Origin of the sequence: Paraburkholderia sp. GAS448 (genome assembly GCF_050435685.1) — a bacterium.
GTDB lineage: Bacteria > Pseudomonadota > Gammaproteobacteria > Burkholderiales > Burkholderiaceae > Paraburkholderia.
Genome location: NZ_JBNDKT010000007.1, coordinates 159,138 through 174,618, shown reverse-complemented (window position 1 = coordinate 174,618; position 15,481 = coordinate 159,138). Strand labels below are relative to the sequence as shown.

At 59.6% G+C, this 15,481-nt stretch carries 14 protein-coding genes; 7 read left to right on the top strand and 7 right to left on the bottom strand.

Features of this window, described 5'->3' with window-relative positions; translation table 11 throughout:
- Window positions 1-13 precede the first annotated feature (13 nt).
- Window positions 14-664 carry a TetR/AcrR family transcriptional regulator gene (locus P3T23_RS15980; RefSeq protein WP_429317138.1) on the bottom strand — a complete coding sequence of 217 codons (651 nt, stop codon included), beginning with the start codon at window positions 662-664 and terminating at the stop codon, window positions 14-16.
- Between the two features lie 348 nt (window positions 665-1,012).
- Between P3T23_RS15980 and P3T23_RS15975 the strand changes: the two genes are divergently transcribed.
- The 4 genes from P3T23_RS15975 (at window position 1,013) to P3T23_RS15960 (ending at window position 4,240) form a co-directional block, all read left to right on the top strand.
- On the top strand, window positions 1,013-1,900 hold the full coding sequence (locus P3T23_RS15975) for an alpha/beta hydrolase (protein WP_429317137.1): 888 nt from the start codon (window positions 1,013-1,015) through the stop codon (window positions 1,898-1,900).
- 318 nt (window positions 1,901-2,218) lie between these two features.
- Complete coding sequence (locus tag P3T23_RS15970; protein ID WP_429317136.1) at window positions 2,219-2,620, top strand: nuclear transport factor 2 family protein; 402 nt, start codon at window positions 2,219-2,221, stop codon at window positions 2,618-2,620.
- A 248-nt stretch (window positions 2,621-2,868) separates the two neighbouring features.
- A complete protein-coding gene (locus P3T23_RS15965) occupies window positions 2,869-3,156 on the top strand; it encodes a DUF1330 domain-containing protein (protein ID WP_429317135.1) in 288 nt (95 codons plus the stop codon).
- A 124-nt stretch (window positions 3,157-3,280) separates the two neighbouring features.
- A complete protein-coding gene (locus tag P3T23_RS15960; protein ID WP_429317134.1) occupies window positions 3,281-4,240 on the top strand; it encodes an alpha/beta fold hydrolase in 960 nt (319 codons plus the stop codon).
- A 211-nt stretch (window positions 4,241-4,451) separates the two neighbouring features.
- Here the strand turns inward: P3T23_RS15960 and P3T23_RS15955 are convergent, their stop codons facing one another.
- Window positions 4,452-5,897, bottom strand: a complete 1,446-nt coding sequence (locus P3T23_RS15955; protein ID WP_429317133.1) for a DEAD/DEAH box helicase — start codon at window positions 5,895-5,897, stop codon at window positions 4,452-4,454.
- A gap of 328 nt (window positions 5,898-6,225) precedes the next feature.
- Window positions 6,226-7,434, bottom strand: a complete 1,209-nt coding sequence (locus P3T23_RS15950; RefSeq protein ID WP_429317132.1) for an MFS transporter — start codon at window positions 7,432-7,434, stop codon at window positions 6,226-6,228.
- Window positions 7,435-7,600: 166 nt separating this feature from the next.
- On the opposite strand from P3T23_RS15950, the gene P3T23_RS15945 reads away from it, so the two are divergent.
- A complete protein-coding gene (locus tag P3T23_RS15945; protein ID WP_429317131.1) occupies window positions 7,601-8,539 on the top strand; it encodes a LysR family transcriptional regulator in 939 nt (312 codons plus the stop codon).
- A 20-nt stretch (window positions 8,540-8,559) separates the two neighbouring features.
- On the opposite strand, the gene P3T23_RS15940 is transcribed toward P3T23_RS15945, so the two are convergent.
- Entirely contained in the window at window positions 8,560-11,217 is a 2,658-nt protein-coding gene (locus P3T23_RS15940; RefSeq protein WP_429317130.1) for an ATP-binding protein, read from the bottom strand.
- Window positions 11,218-11,411: 194 nt separating this feature from the next.
- On the opposite strand from P3T23_RS15940, the gene P3T23_RS15935 reads away from it, so the two are divergent.
- Both P3T23_RS15935 and P3T23_RS15930 read left to right on the top strand, forming a co-directional pair.
- A complete protein-coding gene (locus tag P3T23_RS15935; RefSeq protein ID WP_429317129.1) occupies window positions 11,412-12,650 on the top strand; it encodes an MFS transporter in 1,239 nt (412 codons plus the stop codon).
- Window positions 12,651-12,750: 100 nt separating this feature from the next.
- Window positions 12,751-13,020: a hypothetical protein gene (locus P3T23_RS15930; RefSeq protein ID WP_211701042.1), complete on the top strand. Its 270-nt coding sequence runs from the start codon at window positions 12,751-12,753 to the stop codon at window positions 13,018-13,020.
- 807 nt (window positions 13,021-13,827) lie between these two features.
- Here the strand turns inward: P3T23_RS15930 and P3T23_RS15925 are convergent.
- From P3T23_RS15925 to P3T23_RS15915, 3 genes are all read right to left on the bottom strand, one after another.
- Window positions 13,828-14,226 carry a hypothetical protein gene (locus tag P3T23_RS15925; protein WP_429317128.1) on the bottom strand — a complete coding sequence of 133 codons (399 nt, stop codon included), beginning with the start codon at window positions 14,224-14,226 and terminating at the stop codon, window positions 13,828-13,830.
- A gap of 156 nt (window positions 14,227-14,382) precedes the next feature.
- Window positions 14,383-14,589 (bottom strand): DUF6900 domain-containing protein, encoded by a 207-nt coding sequence (locus P3T23_RS15920; RefSeq protein ID WP_429317127.1) that lies wholly within the window; start codon window positions 14,587-14,589, stop codon window positions 14,383-14,385.
- A gap of 118 nt (window positions 14,590-14,707) precedes the next feature.
- Window positions 14,708-14,908: a DUF6900 domain-containing protein gene (locus P3T23_RS15915; protein ID WP_429317126.1), complete on the bottom strand. Its 201-nt coding sequence runs from the start codon at window positions 14,906-14,908 to the stop codon at window positions 14,708-14,710.
- Between the last annotated feature and the right edge of the window lie 573 nt (window positions 14,909-15,481).

Sequence of the window (15,481 nt, the reverse complement as noted above, 5' to 3'; positions counted from 1 at the left end):
ACTGGAGGTTTGCCTAGTGTTTCTTTCGTGATTTGGGGGCTTGGGTCGAACGCTCATCGAGAGACGCGGTGATGTCTCGTTGAGCGTTCGCCAAAATCTCGTTTGAAAACTCTGGAGCGGTCTGCGCGACCGATCGTGCCAGGACCAGCGCACCCACCATTTCGCAATGCATGCTCATTGCCCGTTCACGTAATGTTCTATGTTCCCCCGCCGTCGCAATCGACCCGTGCTCCGCGATTAGCCCCGCCAATATCGTTATCAGGTCATCAAGGCCGGCGGCGAAGTTCGACTGAGCCTGGGCGCCAACACGAGGCGCGTCGCCAGCGAAGCCTGCTACTGGACAGCCCCGATCGATGTTGTCACGGTGAGCCGGGGAAAGGTAATAGGCTACATAGCGTCGAAGCGCAGTAGTCGAATCATCAACCGGTTCCCTGGCGGCCTGTGCAAATTCCGTCGCACCTTCGGCCATTGCTGATGCGACTACTTCAGCGACCAACGCGGACTTTGACTTGAAGTGATTGTAAAAGCCTCCCACCGTAAAGCCGGCGTGCCTCATCAATTCGCTCAGTCCTACGCCGTCTACTCCGCGTTCCCTGAAGAGTTGCGTCGCAGCAGCAATGATTGCGAGGCGATTTTCGGCAGCCTCTTCTTTCGATACTCCCAAGACACGCCTCCATTGAATTCATTCCGCTTGCAGTGTAGATCATGACAATTTCATCCGCAATTGTTAATTGATGGTACATAAAAATTGCCGCCCCGCAAAAAATCGGAGTTCTATCGCAGAAGACCAGAAAAAACGGCAGAAAACTGGCGTCTGCTTGACGATGGTGTCGTGATGGCGTAAAACGACGATTACGACCGAAATTATGATTTCGCAGGTTGGACAGTGTTGTGACACTGGTCGCCGCGCTGGATTACCGTTCGCAAGTGGCTCGAGGTAAAACACAAGGTTCGAGGAAAAATCGGGGATCAATCGCGGGCGAGTCGCCCCTCAATCAATAGGAGTACGAATATGTCTACTCAACAGCTGGCCCAGATTCTTGAGGCTAACGCGAAGAATCCCCCTCCGGAGAACGCGACTCCTGACATGATGCGCGCATGGATCGAGGAGGCTACAAGTCAGCTGCCTGTGGCTGATAACATCAGGATCAAGCGCGTGAAGTGCGGACCTTGTGAGGGTGATCTGATCCTGCCGGAAAGTGGGGATGATTCACGTCTCGTTATTCACTATCACGGCGGTGGTTTCTTCTTCTGTTCGAGCCGGACGCACCGCGGCATCGCTTCCAACCTCGCGCGGGCAGCGGGCTGCGCTGTACTGGTGCCGGACTACCGTCTTGCCCCCGAAAATCCAGCGCCTGCTGCCCATGATGACTCTTTCGGCGTGTATCAATGGGCGCTGGGCCAAGGCTATACCCCAGGCAGTGTGGCCTTGAGCGGGGACTCGGCGGGCGGCAATCTGGCGCTTGCTACAGCGGTGCGCGCCAGGGAGGCCGGCCTTCCGCTGCCGGGGGCGGTGACGTTGGCGTCGCCGTGGTTAGATTACACATTGGAAGGGGCATCCCACCAGGCGGTGACCGATGATCCAATCGTTACTACAGAATTGCTTGGCATGTTTATGTCTTGCTATCTGGGTGATGGTGACCGTAAGTCGCCCACTGTAACGCCGTTCTATTCGGACTTTAAAGGTCTGCCTCCGACGATGGTGCATGTGGGAAGCAGGGAGCGATTGCGTGATGATTCGATCACCGTCGTTGAACGGATGAGGGTCGCGGGTGTTGCTGCCGGTCTGAAGATTTTCGATGACATGTGCCACACCTGGCAGCTCTACGCTCCGATGCTTGATGAGGCCACGGCTTCAATTGAGGAGAGTGCGGCGTTTATCAAGGCGCACCTGGCGTAGTGACGAAATCGATGCTCCGGCTGGGTTGAGTGGTACGGCATCCTGGATGATCACCCTCTTTGGGGCAATCATCTGCGCGCCAAAACCGAGTCGGGGCATAAGACACGTCTTTGCTGATTTCCGAATCTGTCCAAAGGTGTGGGGCGTCGGCTCGAGACCGCTGGACAGGGGGCAGCGAGACGTCCCATCCGCCGACCCTCCTTTCGCCACCGGCTCTGGCAGAAGGTGCCGCCGTTCGGTTTCGAAATTGTGTTTAGGTGCCTATCTCGCGGCTCTTGCTGCGAATTGGCGTTCGGGGTTTATCGCAAGGAGCTGAAAATGACGCATCCGACTGAGGAACGAAACAAGGCAATCGTGCTGAAGGCATTCGAGACGCTTTTCAACAAGCGGGACTACGCTGCGGCCGAGCGTTTCTGGTCTTCGAATTACATCCAGCATGGTGCGCACATTCCACCAGGGCGGGAGGGTCTCTTCTCACTGGTGAAAGGAGTGCCGGCCGACTTCCATTACGAGAATGGACTCACTGTAGCCGACGGTGACTATGTGTTCCTGCATGGTCGCTTTACCGGGATGGGCATGCCGGCGAACTGGATCGTGGTGGACATCGTGCGCATGGAGAACGGGGTGTTAGCTGAGCACTGGGATGTCATTCAGGACGAGGCGACGAAGGAAGCGTCTTTGAGTGGACTTCCGATGTTCGGTGACGCGTTTCCGGCGTGACGACTTATCGTTGGTAAAGGAATCTGCTACCCCTTTCACAGGATCAGGGGTGCCCTTCAGTACCCGTTTTGTGGACGCCATGAACTGTATTAGCCTGCGCCGGACCTGACAGGTAGTCGGCGAAGCGAATTAAGGAAGGGAATTCAGTGAGGAATCAGTTTCTCCCTGGCAAGTTCGAGTGAATCGAGGAAGCATCCTCTTGCGTCCACCCTGCACACCTCACTGCCTTTTCCAAACAGGAGTCCCCGATGCCAGCCTATGTGATCCTCATCAACAACAAGACGACCGACGCCACGGAGCTCGGCTGCTACCGGCCGAAGGCGGTCGCGGCGCGCGCCGGCCACCCGGTGACGCTCCTCGCCGTCAGCGGAAAATACGAGGTCCTTGAGGGAGCTCCCGCCGAGAGCGTCGCCATCGCCCAGTTCCCGGACATGGCGGCCGCCAAGGCCTGGTACGACAGCCCCGCGTACCAGGATGCGAAGCAGCATCGGTTAAAGGGCGCTGACTTCCGCATCATTCTGACGGAGGGCCTCTAAGGGCGCTCGCATAATCCGGCCCGTCGTGCGCGGCGCAGGCCGGATCCTCGCAGTCGACGGCGGCGTCACCGCTGCAATATGAACGAGCCGCCCTTGGGTCGCGGCGGTCCAGAGAGGAAGCATCATGTCCAGTTTTCGTCAGGTTCAAGTGGGCGAGGTCACATTGCGGGTCGCCCTCCAGGGTGAGGGCCCGTTGGTTGTCATGGTCCACGGCTTTCCGGAGTCGTGGTATTCCTGGCGCCATCAGATGGGTCCGATCGCGGCCGCCGGCTTTACGGCTTGCGCGATCGACGTTCGCGGCTACGGCGGCTCCGACAAGCCCCACGAGATCAAGGCCTATAGTCTCGAATATCTGTCCGGAGATCTGGCTGGCCTGATCGCCGCCCTGAGCCCGGACAAGCCGGCGGTGGTCATCGGCCACGACTGGGGCGCGCCCATTGCCTGGACCACGGCCCTCGTTCATCCCGACCAGGTGCGGGCAGTCGCTGGCCTGTCGGTGCCCTACACCGGCACCCCTCAGCGGTCGGTGCGGGAGATCGTTGAGGCCGTCTACACGAGCCAGGATCGGTTCTTCCACATGCACTCTTTCGAGGCAGAAGGTGTCGCGGAGGCCGAATTCGATGCCGATGTGCGCGGGGGGCTTCGACGCTTCTTTTACGCCTGGAGCGGCGACGCGCCGGCCGAGGCCTGGCCCTCGGACAAGCGGGCCGGCGACCCAGTCCTGCTGCGCGTCCCCGATCCGGACCCCTTCCCGACATGGCTCACCGACGCTGACATCGACTACTACGTCAGCGAGCTTGAGCAGTCCGGCTTTCGGGGGCCGCTCAACCGCTACCGCAATAGCGATCGGGACTTCGCCTTCCTACGGGGTTACGAGGGACGCCGCATCGAACAGCCGGCGCTCTACATCGGCGGCGAGCGCGACAGGGTTCTCCAGATGTTCGGAGACCGCCTGCCCGTCATGCGAAGCGTATTGCCGGACCTGCGGGGGCTTTACCTGCTTCCAGGCTGCGGCCACTGGACTCAGCAGGAGCGGCCTCAGGCGGTAAATGATCACTTGTTGACCTGGCTTCGCGGGCTTTGACAACTTCCTTAACGCGCAGATTGAAACGATTTGCATGCTGACGTCGACCGGCCGTTCCTGGCCGCACAGGGTCCCACACCCCGGCCACGGCGATGGCCTCGGCACGGCATGCAAAGACCTAAGTCGACCCAGAGCCGGACTTTCCCGCTGCCTGCCAGCTGGCCGCAAACCGCCACCCTGTTCCAGGGCTGGCGTTACTCATCCCCACGGATCAGGGTTGGCGTTTGCCGCGGCCACCAGCGGGTTTGCCAGCCGGCTTACCTGAACCCGCAGCGGGTTTGCTGGCGGGTTTGCTGCGTGGCTTTTGCACGCTGAATGGGTTACCGCTGGACAAGCTTGTGCCTTTACCCGCGGCCATTGCGCGCTGCGCCGCAGGCTTGCGTTTGTTTTCGCCACTGTGCGGGCGCGGCTTTTTGCTGAGCACCTGCATGGCGCCCGACGCAGCCTGCGGCGCTTTGGGCTTCTTGGGCTTTTTGGGTTTCTTGATGATCTGGCCCGTCGCGCTGGTTTGCGGCACGCGGTGTTCGGCTTCAAAACCCGGCTCCTCTTCACGGGGCAGCGTTTGCCGGATCAGCGCTTCAATCGCGGCCAGTTGCGGCGCTTCGTCAGCACACACAAGGGACACCGCCACGCCGCTGGCGCCCGCGCGGCCGGTACGGCCAATACGGTGCACATAGTCTTGCGCCACGATCGGCAGATCAACGTTGATCACCAGCGGCAGGTCGTCGATATCCAGCCCGCGCGCAGCCACATCGGTGGCTACCAGCATATTTACCTCGCCCGTCTTGAAGCGCTCCAGCGCACGCAGGCGCGCGGGTTGCGGTTTGTCGCCGTGGATGGTGTCGACCGCGTAGCCCGCTTCATCCAGCATGGCCGCCAGGTAATCCACGCCATTGCGGGTTTTGACGAACACCAGCGCGTGCTCCCAGTTGTTCTCAGCCACAAGGTGCATGAAGAGGTCTGGCTTGTTCCTTTTATCCACCGGCACCACCCACTGCCTGATCTTGCTGGCCGTGGCATTGGGCGGGCTGACGCTGATATTGACCGGGCCGCGCAGAATGCCCGCCGCCATGGCGCGGATATCATCGGTAAACGTGGCAGAGAACAGCAGGGTCTGGCGCTGCGCAGGCAACGCAGCAAAGACGGCGTTGAGTTCGCGCGCAAAGCCCAGATCCAGCATGCGGTCGGCTTCGTCCAGCACCAGCGTTTGTACTTGATCAAACTGAACTGCGTTCTGGCGATTGAGATCTAGCAAACGGCCCGGCGTGGCAACGAGCACATCCACGCCTTTGCGCAACTTCATCATCTGCGGGTTGATACTCACACCGCCGTAGGCGGCCAGAAATCGTAAATCGAGGCCTTTACCGTAATCGATAAAGCTTTGCAGCACTTGTTCAGCCAGTTCACGCGTGGGCACCAGCACCAGAACACGCGCGCGGTTGCTGGACACCGCCGGGCCGTGTTGCACCAGCCGTTGCAACAGCGGCAGCGCAAAACCCGCCGTTTTTCCAGTACCGGTTTGTGCCGCAGCCATGACGTCCTTGCCGCTGAGCACAGCAGGAATCGCCTTGGCCTGCACCGGCGTAGGTGTCTGGTAATTGAGGTCCCGCACATTACGCAGCAAGGGATCGATCAGGCCAAGCGAGGCAAAAGACATTGGCGTATTCCGGGCTAAAACCGCAAATTCTAGCGGTTACCGCCTGATTGCGCCGCGCCGGCAAGCTGTACTACGAGACACCGATGAGCAGCACTGCCGCCAGCGCCAGCCCAAATTGTATCAACAGCAAACGCGCCACTGGCCGCGCAACCAGCCACGTACCGCCGAGACGAAAGAAGGGCGGCTCGGTGCGAAAGTGAATGGGTCATATCGACCCGGAGCGGTCCTTCAGTTCGTTTCTTCGGATGTCCCAACAGCGATCAAAAGCGGTCGATCCATCCATACGCCTTAAGGAAGTGCGATCCGTTTGATGCGACCGCCCGATCGCCTATCGCGCTTCACGCACCTCATGGTCGGCGCTTTTCTCGCGTTCCTCCGCAAGCCGTCGCCAACCGGACGCGGGAATGATCTGCGGCAGCATCGAAGCGCTGGCAAAGACGAGCCCAACGCCGCACACGCCAGCCCAATGCCACACGCTCCACGCATAGTTGCCAAGCGCCGCGCCGATCGCCCCGCCTGCGAAGCGGCATGTCATGTAAAGCGTGTTGGCACGGCTCATCGCAGTGCTCTTAACCGCCAGGCTGCGCGCCATGTTCGAGACATGGGAGCTTTGCATGCCGAGGTCGAGCAGGATCACCCCGACGATTAGCCCGCCGATGCTCGAGCCTTTCCACGCAAGCACCACGTACGAGGCAATGAGGACAATGCTGGCGGCTAAGATGATACGACGCGGATCGCGCGTATCGGTCAGCTTTCCCGCAGCATAGGACGCGCTCGCGCCGGCGACGCCGACAAGCCCGAACAACCCCGCCGTCTCGCTGCCGTAACGGGGGTCGAGGGCGTGCAGATGAAACGCGAGCGTCGTCCAGAAGGCGCTGAATACAGCGAATTGCAACGCCGCGATCAAAGCGGTCTGCCGTACAACGGGTTCCTCGCGCAGCAACGCAAACAGCGAACGCATCAACGCACCATAGCTGCCCGAGAAGGGCGGCTCGATACGCGGGAGCACGCGCGCAAGCATGACGGCAACGCCCACCATCGCGACTGCCGCGAACGCGTAGACAGAGCGCCATCCGAAATGCGCAGCGATCGTGCCCGATACCGTGCGAGAGACGAGGATGCCGCAAAGCAGACCGAACATCACGATTCCGACGGCCTTGCCGCGGTTTTTGGGGCCCGCAATCTGCGCCGCGTAAGGCGTAAGCAGTTGCGGTGCAACACTCGCCATGCCCGCGGCAAAGCTCGCCGCGACGGCCCAAGGCAGCGTGGGCGCCGCCGCCATCGCGACGAGCGCGACGACCGCCGCCGCCAACGTGAGCGCGAAGAGCTTGCGAAGCTCGACCTTGTCCCCGAGCGGAATGAACAGGAGCAAGCCCAGCGCATAACCAGCCTGCGCAGCGATGGAAACCGCGCCGGCCTGACCTTCGGTAGCGCTGAACGTATGCGCGAAATCGACCAGCAGCGGCTGGTTGTAATAGTTGTTGGCGACGACGAGTCCGGCTGCGAGTGCCATGACCCAATAAATCGACTGTTTCATCTGCGTCCATCCTTTGCCGGAAATGTTCGAAGCGCTCACGCGCTCGATCCGAGACGTGGCGTGCGGGCTTTTGCGGTTTGCTCAAAGGGGAATGTAGACTATTCCTCATCTCGGGAGTACGGTCGTACAACGGTAATGATTCTTGCGATTTAAGGAAAGGTGACCGATGGACCGATTCGACGCGATGAATGTGTTTGTCCGGGTGGTGGAAGCCGGCAGTCTGTCTGCCGCGGCCCGTGCGATTCCGATGTCGCTGACTTCGGTGAGTCGCCACTTGTCGGCGCTGGAGACGCAATTCGGCATGCAGCTGCTGCGCCGCACGACACGGCACATTGCGCTGACGAACGAGGGGCGCCTATTTTTTGAGCGCGCGAAGTCGATCCTCGCGGAGCTGGACGAAGTGGGCACGTTGCTCAGCGCGGGCCGCAACGAGCCGGCGGGCCGTTTACGCATCGCCGCGCCCACGCTGCTCGGCCGAACCGTCATCGCGCCGCTCCTACCGTGCTTTCTTGCGCGCCACACCGCTGTTTCGGTTGAGCTGCTGCTAATCGACCGCGCCGTGAATCTCGTCGAGGAGGACATCCACCTCGCGATTCGCGTGGGCCGCCTGCCCGATTCGGCGCTCGTAGCACGCAAGCTAGGTGACGTGCGCATGATCGTTTGCGCCGCACCGTCTTATATCGAGCGCCGCGGCGCGCCTTGCTCGCCTGACGAGCTGCGCCGGCACGACTGCCTCGTTTTCTCCGACCAGCCTGGCCCCGTTGATTGGCGCTTCAAGTCCGCAGGCACCCGTCATTCCGCCCGCATTACAGGCCGCCTCTGGGCCAACGCGCTCGACGTGCTCGCGGCCGCGGCGATCGACGGTGCGGGCATCGTGCGCGCACCGTCGTGGCAAGTAGCGGCCGACATCGAGTGCGGCCGGCTGCGGCGTATCCTTCAGGATTACGAGACAATGCCTGCGCCCGTGAATGTGCTCTTCGAACGCGCGCGGCGCACGTCGCCCTCTGTGCGGGCTTTCCTCGACTACCTGGTCGAATCGACGGAAACGGGCCCGCTCGCGGGCATGTCCCGCTTCGGCGAAGCGCTCGGCGCGGCAAACGGGTGATACCGCATTACGCCGGGCGCCTATGCGACATGTCCGTTTGTGAGTCTTAGCTCCCACGCCTTGGCGCCCTGAGCGCGCGCCAGCGTCAACGCTTGCTGCAAAACCAACGCCCGTGTCGCTCGCCGGGATGACGTCTTCTCCGATAGCGTCCGAGCCTTGACTCTCATCAGTTCAGGGGCGTTCCAAAACTGTCCAGTAGCGTCGCCGGCCAGCCGGGCATTAATGAGGCCGACTGCTTCTCGCACACGGCCCTGTTCCAGCATTGCGCTCGCAAAGTCGGTTAAGAATACGGAATAAGCCGGATCAATTCCGCGGGCTTGCAGCGTCTCCAGTGTCGATCGAAGCTCGACGAAAGAGACAGCGTTCGGGTCCTGGAATACTTTCGCCCAAAGTGAAAAAGCCGAACCATAGAGTGCCCAAAAGTCCAGACCGTGAGTTCCTGCCACCTGGATAAGCTGCTGGGACGCACGCTTGACGCTTTCTACGTCTCCTGAAAGAGCTCCCACGTTGCAACTTCCCTCCGCAAGGGCGCAGCATAGGGTGCAGGCGTGATCCAGCGCCGTCGCCTCGTCAATCGCTATCTGGGCAGCCCGTCGCGCTTTTGCCGTGTTCCCCATTAACCACAGAATGCGCGAAAGAAAGGCCCAACCTGCCACGCGCTGGTCCATTCCAAACCTGAAATGGGAACCATGACGTTCGTCGCGCGTATAACTGTCGAGCATGCACTCAATTTCAGACAAAGCTTCAGTGTGATTCCCCAGAAAATGACGAGATGTCCCAATCAAACGACGTGCGGTCAGAAGTGCCGCTTGATCGCGATGTCTCACGGCTAGATCTGCCATGTTTTTCCCGTGCTGTAGGGCCTGTGCGTAGTAGCCGCTGCGGAGATGATAAAGCCATAGACCGTATTCAGCCTGCAGTTGCGTTTCCGCGTCGTCCAGCCGGAGCGCGAGATCGCTGGCCCTGCTCCAGGCCCGCCCATTAGCCGGAACGGGTCCACGTGACCAGGTCAGCGAAGTGGCCAGTGCGGTCTGGATCATCATCTCCTGGCGCTCTTCAACGGGAGGAATTTTCGTTTCTTCCAGTACGTTCGTAATCCGCTGGCGACACTCGTCGTAGAGTGATAGTTGTATCCAGAATGGGGCGGAGTTCGCGAGAATGAGCAGACCCGAGGCACGGCGCTTACTATCTGACAATGACCAGTCAAGAGCGGCCCTGATATCGTCAATGTGGTGTTCGTATTGTCGCTTCCATTGCGTCGTGGGTAGCGACGTCCAATCCTGTTGGGCTTGAGAAGTCAATTGCTCAACGAATCGAGCATGCTTTTCAGTCACGGCCGCCGTGCGGTTCGCAAGCTGCTCCAGGGCGTATGCCCGCAGCATGCTTAGATAGCGATAGCGAATCGGCTGGGTTCCGGCCTGCAACGTGATCAGCGACTTTTCAACGAGGCTGCAAAGCACATCAACCAGTCGGGTGGGCCTTTCCAGCTTGGTGGATACGATACGTTCTGCGGCAGCGACGGTGAAATCGGCAGGGAAAATGGCCAGCTCCTGGAACACCGCTTGTTCCATGGAGTCGAGTAATTGGTAACTCCACTGCATCGCGTCACCAAGCGTCCGATGGCGAGCCGAGGTCTGGCGTTTCTGAGCGGCAAGCAATCCGGACGAAAGGGCTAAATCCTCGGTGACCGCTGCGAGACCCAGCGATGGCACGCGAGCTGCAGCGATTTCCAATGCCAGCGGAACCCCGTCGAGCGCCCTGCATAACGCCGTCACCTGCTCTACGTTCGTCTCCGTAAGCTCGAAGTGATAGTCCGCGGAAGTTACACGGCGGACAAACAGTTCAACCGCACTATAGCTTCTTGCGTTTGCTGCGTTGATGGTGCGCGGAGGTAACGTGAGAGGACGGAGCCGGTAGACCTGCTCACCGTCCAGCCCCAATGGGGTCTGGCTGGTGAGCAGCACGCTCAGTTGCGGATCAGATTCCAGAAGCCGCTCAAGGGCCGCTGCACAGGCCGACGTAACGTGTTCACAGTTATCAACGACCAGTAGTGCCCTTCCCGGGTGAGACGCTAGCTGTGCGCCTGTTCCAGCAAGGCCCGCCAACGCACTCGAAATAGCTGGCGATACTGAGGCTGCGCTTAGTTGCGACAAGTCGGCGAAGTAAACCCCGTCGGGAAAACAGGGGCTGGATTCTGACGCGGCCTCTATCGCCAGGCGGGTCTTACCTATGCCGGCAGGGCCTGTGAGCGTGCATAACGTTTGGGTAGCCAGCAGCCGGTTTAATTCCAATAGCTCCTCAACGCGGCCGATCAAAGGAGACCGTGGGCTCGGCAGGCCAACTCGTGCTTGAGGTGCGCCTAGGGATGACGTGACAGCCCGATGCGCCTGCACTGAACCTGTAAAACGATAGCCCCGACCGAATTCCGTCGCGATAAGGTCCCGATCATCCCCCAGTATTTTTCGCAACGACGAAATCTGCGCCTGCAAGCTGTTTTCCTCGATGACCTCCTTCGACCATATCCGGGAGAGAAGCGAATCTTTGGATACGACCTGGCCTGCCGTACTGACAAGCTGGACTAGCACGTCCAGCGCACGCTCACCTACGTCCAGTCGTACACCATCTCTCAACAGCAGCCGCAAACCTGGGAACAACTGGTAGCGGCCGAAAGCAACCATATCGTCGTCGCGGGCACCAGGGCCCTTCGACGGCCTTTCATGGCGAGTCTTTGTACCTGTAGGCATTTGTCAATGTCACACAGCAAGATTGTAGGGATCAACAGGAATTTCAGACGTCTGAAATTGTAGGCCAAAGACTTCTTGTGTGCGCTGCATCACGATGAAGGTCCCTGTACTACGTCGTGAGTCTGGACATGTCACCCAATACAGTTGGTAGCGAATCTCCGGCGCAGTCCGCCGCCCCTGAAGAGCCCAGGTTAACACATCACCTGGACAGTTCATTGCTGATGGTGATGGCGGTTGCCTGCGGTGTCTTCGTCGCTAATATTTACTACAACCAGCCGATCCTGGAACTGTTGCAGCAGGCTTTCCCACGATCGCTTGGCCTCGTCAATCTGGTTCCGACGGCGACACAACTGGGTTTCGCCTGTGGTCTGTTTTTTCTGGTTCCTCTGGGAGACCGGATTGATCGGAGAAAATTGATTCTCGGGCAAACGGCAGTGTTAGTCGTGGCATTGGTATGCCTTGCTGCAGCCCCGAATGCCTGGTTGCTGGCAGCCGCTTCAGCAGTAGTCGGTATTTCAGGATCTGTTGCCCAACAAGTCGTACCGTTCGCGGCAGAACTAGCCGGATCCAATCGCCGTGGCCAGGTCGTCGGTACTGTGATGAGCGGCCTGCTTTGCGGCATTCTGCTGGGACGGGCCGTCGGCGGGTTTACTGCCGATCATTGGGGCTGGCGTGCCACGTTCTGGCTAGGGGCCGCGATGACCGCCATTATCTGGGTCATGTTGCTAGTCAAACTCCCACACAGTGAACCCAAGACGAACCACAGCTACTTTGGTCTGATGAAGTCACTCATCGAGTTGTGGCGAGAAGAACCGTCACTGCGCCGTGCAACGTGTATTCAAGCCGCAATGTTCGGTTCCTTTATTGGGCTATGGACGATTCTGGCATTGCGTCTGCATGAGGCCTTCGGCTTGGGGGCTGATGTGGCAGGCCTCATGGGGATCGTTGGTGCGGCCGGTATTCTGATTGCGCCACTTGCCGGCCGTGTCGCCGATCGTCGTGGACCCCATGCCGTTATCGGGCTTGGTTGTCTGATCATGCTGCTGTCATACGCGGTTCTCGGCCTGTGGGGCAGCCTCGTTGGCCTGGTCGTCGGCATCATCCTGCTGGACTTCGGTGAACAGTCGGCCCTCATCTCCAACCAACATGTGGTGTACGCACTTCGCCCCGAGGCAAGAAGCCGACTCAACACGCTATTTATGAGCGGCATGTTCGTAGGCGGCGCCGCGGGTTCCTGGGGAGCAAGTCTCAGTTGGCGGCTAGGTGGATGGCACGCAGCGTGCGTATTCGGCGGCGCATTGGCATTGCTCGGGTTTGTTCTTCATTTCTCAGGGAGACTGGCTACTTACGCCACCACCAGGAGTTGAAACGTCGACAGTGGCCGAAAGCAACCGGAAATAGAGCGGATGCCTCCCCCATAACAGCCGACGAACGTAGCAGTTCGAAGGAATCAGGAAACTTTCATTCATGAACTCCCCGCACTTTTCTGGCGCTCATGGCACGTTGTCGTTACTGACGGAGATTGATCCGCAGACAGAGACGATTAACCGTACGATGCGCCTCGAAGCTTCACCGGATGGTCGCAGCGTGCTCCTGGTCGCACTAGATATTCGCAAGCCTGGCAGCCAGCGGGAATGGCGTGTCGAAATTACGCCGGAAGAGCTTATCGCACTGATTCACGCGCACGGTACAGAAGTATCGGGATATCTTGTCGATTTCGAGATTCAGGTGCGATAGGCAGGCACGATCCATCAAGTCAATGGGCGTGGACCATTGTCGAGGGCGAATCGCCACGTACTACCGGATTTCGCTCGAAGAACTGCTGCGAGAGCAGTGCGCGACAGATCGAGTTGGCTGCGACGACGTTCCGAACGACCGCTTGCGGCTTTCAATGGGTCGTTGGGAGCAGATTGGTCAGCGGCGGCTCCTGGCCGGTTGCTGTCTCACGCAATTGGCATACGCAGCTTGAACCTCGCAAGGCTGCGATCGGCAGAAGTCGACCCTCTGCCGCCATTTAGACCGACACCAGGCTAATGGCCGCTTCGGAGGTCCAACGGCCATGCGCGCGGCTGCGACGGCACGGTGAGGCGAAGCAGTCGCCGAAACGACTAGGACCTCCAAACGTCGAGCGTGACGTTCTGCCAGTCTGCGTTCGACGCGTTAGAGCGTCAACGGGTCTGGTTTTGTCGGTCGGTAAAAGTTGTACCTGTGGACTCCGCCTCGCCGATCTCGTCCCGTCGAGTGTAAAAGAAATGACGAACGTTCGCAGACGTTGGCGGTCTCTCCGCTCGCTTTGTGGTGGAGGAACGGGGTCGACCGGCGATTTCCTTCTAAGCAAACCGATTCAGCGTCGCCAGCGATTCCAGCATCGGACGGTCGCGGGGAATGGGCGGCGCAACCGTGGATTACAAATCTTTCCTGCTGGAATCCGCTCAGAAAGAGCGGCGCCCACGGCGGCCCGGACTCGGCGTATCAGCTGTTCTACGGCTAGGTTGGCTTCACAGTCTGAGCGCGGGTGCCACTGGAATTCCCAGGCTAGGCTGATTAGCCGTGCTGGCCGCCCGCAGCGGGATCGTGCGAACCCGGGAGAGACGCGGCAAATTCGACGACCTTCCTGCGCCACCGTTTTCCATACGCCAGAGCCACGCTGACGTTTGCGCCCGTCGGTGACACGAGCCTGCGCGTGAGCAGGCGGCCGCTCACAGTAAAGTGCATGGCATCAAACAGGGTCCGCGCGTGCTTGTTCACCAAAAGTGGGTTGAACCACGAAAAGGTGCCGCCGGACTCACGGATGTACATGTCTCCTTGCATGTCGATCACCCAAATTCCGGCGCGGTCGCTCGCGCGACGAATCAAGGCCACGCTGGCGGCGCGGTCACGATCAACGTGCATCCCCTCGGAAGTCCGTTGGGTCGATTTGATGTCACACAGTTGGCTAAACATATTCGGTTCTCCGGATCGCGCTATGTCGCTGGCTGTGGCGCGGCGTGGCTGGGAAGAAATTCAAGATTTACAATCGGCGCCGGATTTCTCGAGGGGCCGCCCCACCGCTGCGCAAACCCTATGCAACCCTGCGGCGTAGCGCCCTGGGACGGCGTTTCATACCTGATGCTCGTTGACGTTATAACCCACTCCAATCCCCATTTTGTAGGCCTGCTCAAGCGCGTTAGCAATATCCGCGACCCGCAACAACCTGATATCCACCAGCTTCTGTCCGGTCTGCTCGAATGAATTGATTTCGAGGTGTTCGCCGGCTATCGCGACCAACGCTGCCCAGTAAGCCTCTTTCCTCATTTTCTCGACCATGATGGCTCTCCTGCTTTTGGCATTAACGCAAATACGTGCGGAGAATGTCCTTCGCCACAGCACGCACCCAATCATGATCCGCGCGACACGTCAGCTTGGACCGCTTCGTGTTCGGGTGTTAAGCCTGAGTGACGGTGTGACCCATCAAAAGGCCAAGATCGTAAGCCCGCTCAAGAGCCTTCGCGACACTGGAAATCCGGACGAGCCGGATGTCGGTTGTGGCTTTTCCCGACTCCGCGAAGGAGCGGATTGCGAGTTCCTCGCTGGCGATGGTGACCAGCGAATCCCAGTCGCCTTCCTTCCGCAGTGTTTCAATCATCTTTGCCTCCGGCCTCTAGCCTGATACCTTACCGTTTGTAATTTTATTGATTCAACGGGCAGACAAGCGCGACCGTCCGTCACACCTGGAGCCAGCATTCGCTTAATACGGTGGATAACTCAACTACATTGGGTGACACAGCAACCTTATTAATTTCGTCGGAAATCAGTCGAGATGTAGAAGCTCGTCGTGATTTCTCTTCGTAATGCGCGGAGCCCGTTGCGGGTCTGTCGGGAAAAGCAAGACGAACGGAGACCCTTGTTCAAGCGCATCATCATTGCCGAGTCGGGCGCGGGCGCGAACCGCCGGATATCTCTCGTCCCGCCGATACGGCCGTACCGGGGCGGATTCCGTAATCGGACCCGCTTCGGCCGCGAAGGTCCGTTGGCAAGCCGAAGCAGCCGTTCGAGCGTCCGCGCGCGTGCTCCGGCGAGTGTCGGAAACTGGTTGCTTTTCCGACATTTTCACCTCGTCATCCGCGAATACCATGTTCACTGGCAGTGAGCGCCATTCCATAGAAACCATCGAAGACGACGAAGGCAACTGTCGGCACGATTCTCCCCTAATAATTTA

Excerpts from the sequence above, each read along its gene's own strand:
- P3T23_RS15920 (WP_429317127.1), bottom strand. The coding sequence starts at position 14,589 with ATGGTCGAGAAAATGAGGAAAGAGGCTTACTGGGCAGCGTTGGTCGCG.
- P3T23_RS15945 (WP_429317131.1), top strand. The coding sequence starts at position 7,601 with ATGGACCGATTCGACGCGATGAATGTGTTTGTCCGGGTGGTGGAAGCC.
- P3T23_RS15955 (WP_429317133.1), bottom strand. The coding sequence starts at position 5,897 with ATGTCTTTTGCCTCGCTTGGCCTGATCGATCCCTTGCTGCGTAATGTG.
- P3T23_RS15975 (WP_429317137.1), top strand. The coding sequence starts at position 1,013 with ATGTCTACTCAACAGCTGGCCCAGATTCTTGAGGCTAACGCGAAGAAT.
- P3T23_RS15950 (WP_429317132.1), bottom strand. The coding sequence starts at position 7,434 with ATGAAACAGTCGATTTATTGGGTCATGGCACTCGCAGCCGGACTCGTC.
- P3T23_RS15965 (WP_429317135.1), top strand. The coding sequence starts at position 2,869 with ATGCCAGCCTATGTGATCCTCATCAACAACAAGACGACCGACGCCACG.
- P3T23_RS15960 (WP_429317134.1), top strand. The coding sequence starts at position 3,281 with ATGTCCAGTTTTCGTCAGGTTCAAGTGGGCGAGGTCACATTGCGGGTC.
- P3T23_RS15940 (WP_429317130.1), bottom strand. The coding sequence starts at position 11,217 with ATGGTTGCTTTCGGCCGCTACCAGTTGTTCCCAGGTTTGCGGCTGCTG.
- P3T23_RS15930 (WP_211701042.1), top strand. The coding sequence starts at position 12,751 with ATGAACTCCCCGCACTTTTCTGGCGCTCATGGCACGTTGTCGTTACTG.
- P3T23_RS15925 (WP_429317128.1), bottom strand. The coding sequence starts at position 14,226 with ATGTTTAGCCAACTGTGTGACATCAAATCGACCCAACGGACTTCCGAG.
- P3T23_RS15935 (WP_429317129.1), top strand. The coding sequence starts at position 11,412 with ATGTCACCCAATACAGTTGGTAGCGAATCTCCGGCGCAGTCCGCCGCC.
- P3T23_RS15915 (WP_429317126.1), bottom strand. The coding sequence starts at position 14,908 with ATGATTGAAACACTGCGGAAGGAAGGCGACTGGGATTCGCTGGTCACC.
- P3T23_RS15970 (WP_429317136.1), top strand. The coding sequence starts at position 2,219 with ATGACGCATCCGACTGAGGAACGAAACAAGGCAATCGTGCTGAAGGCA.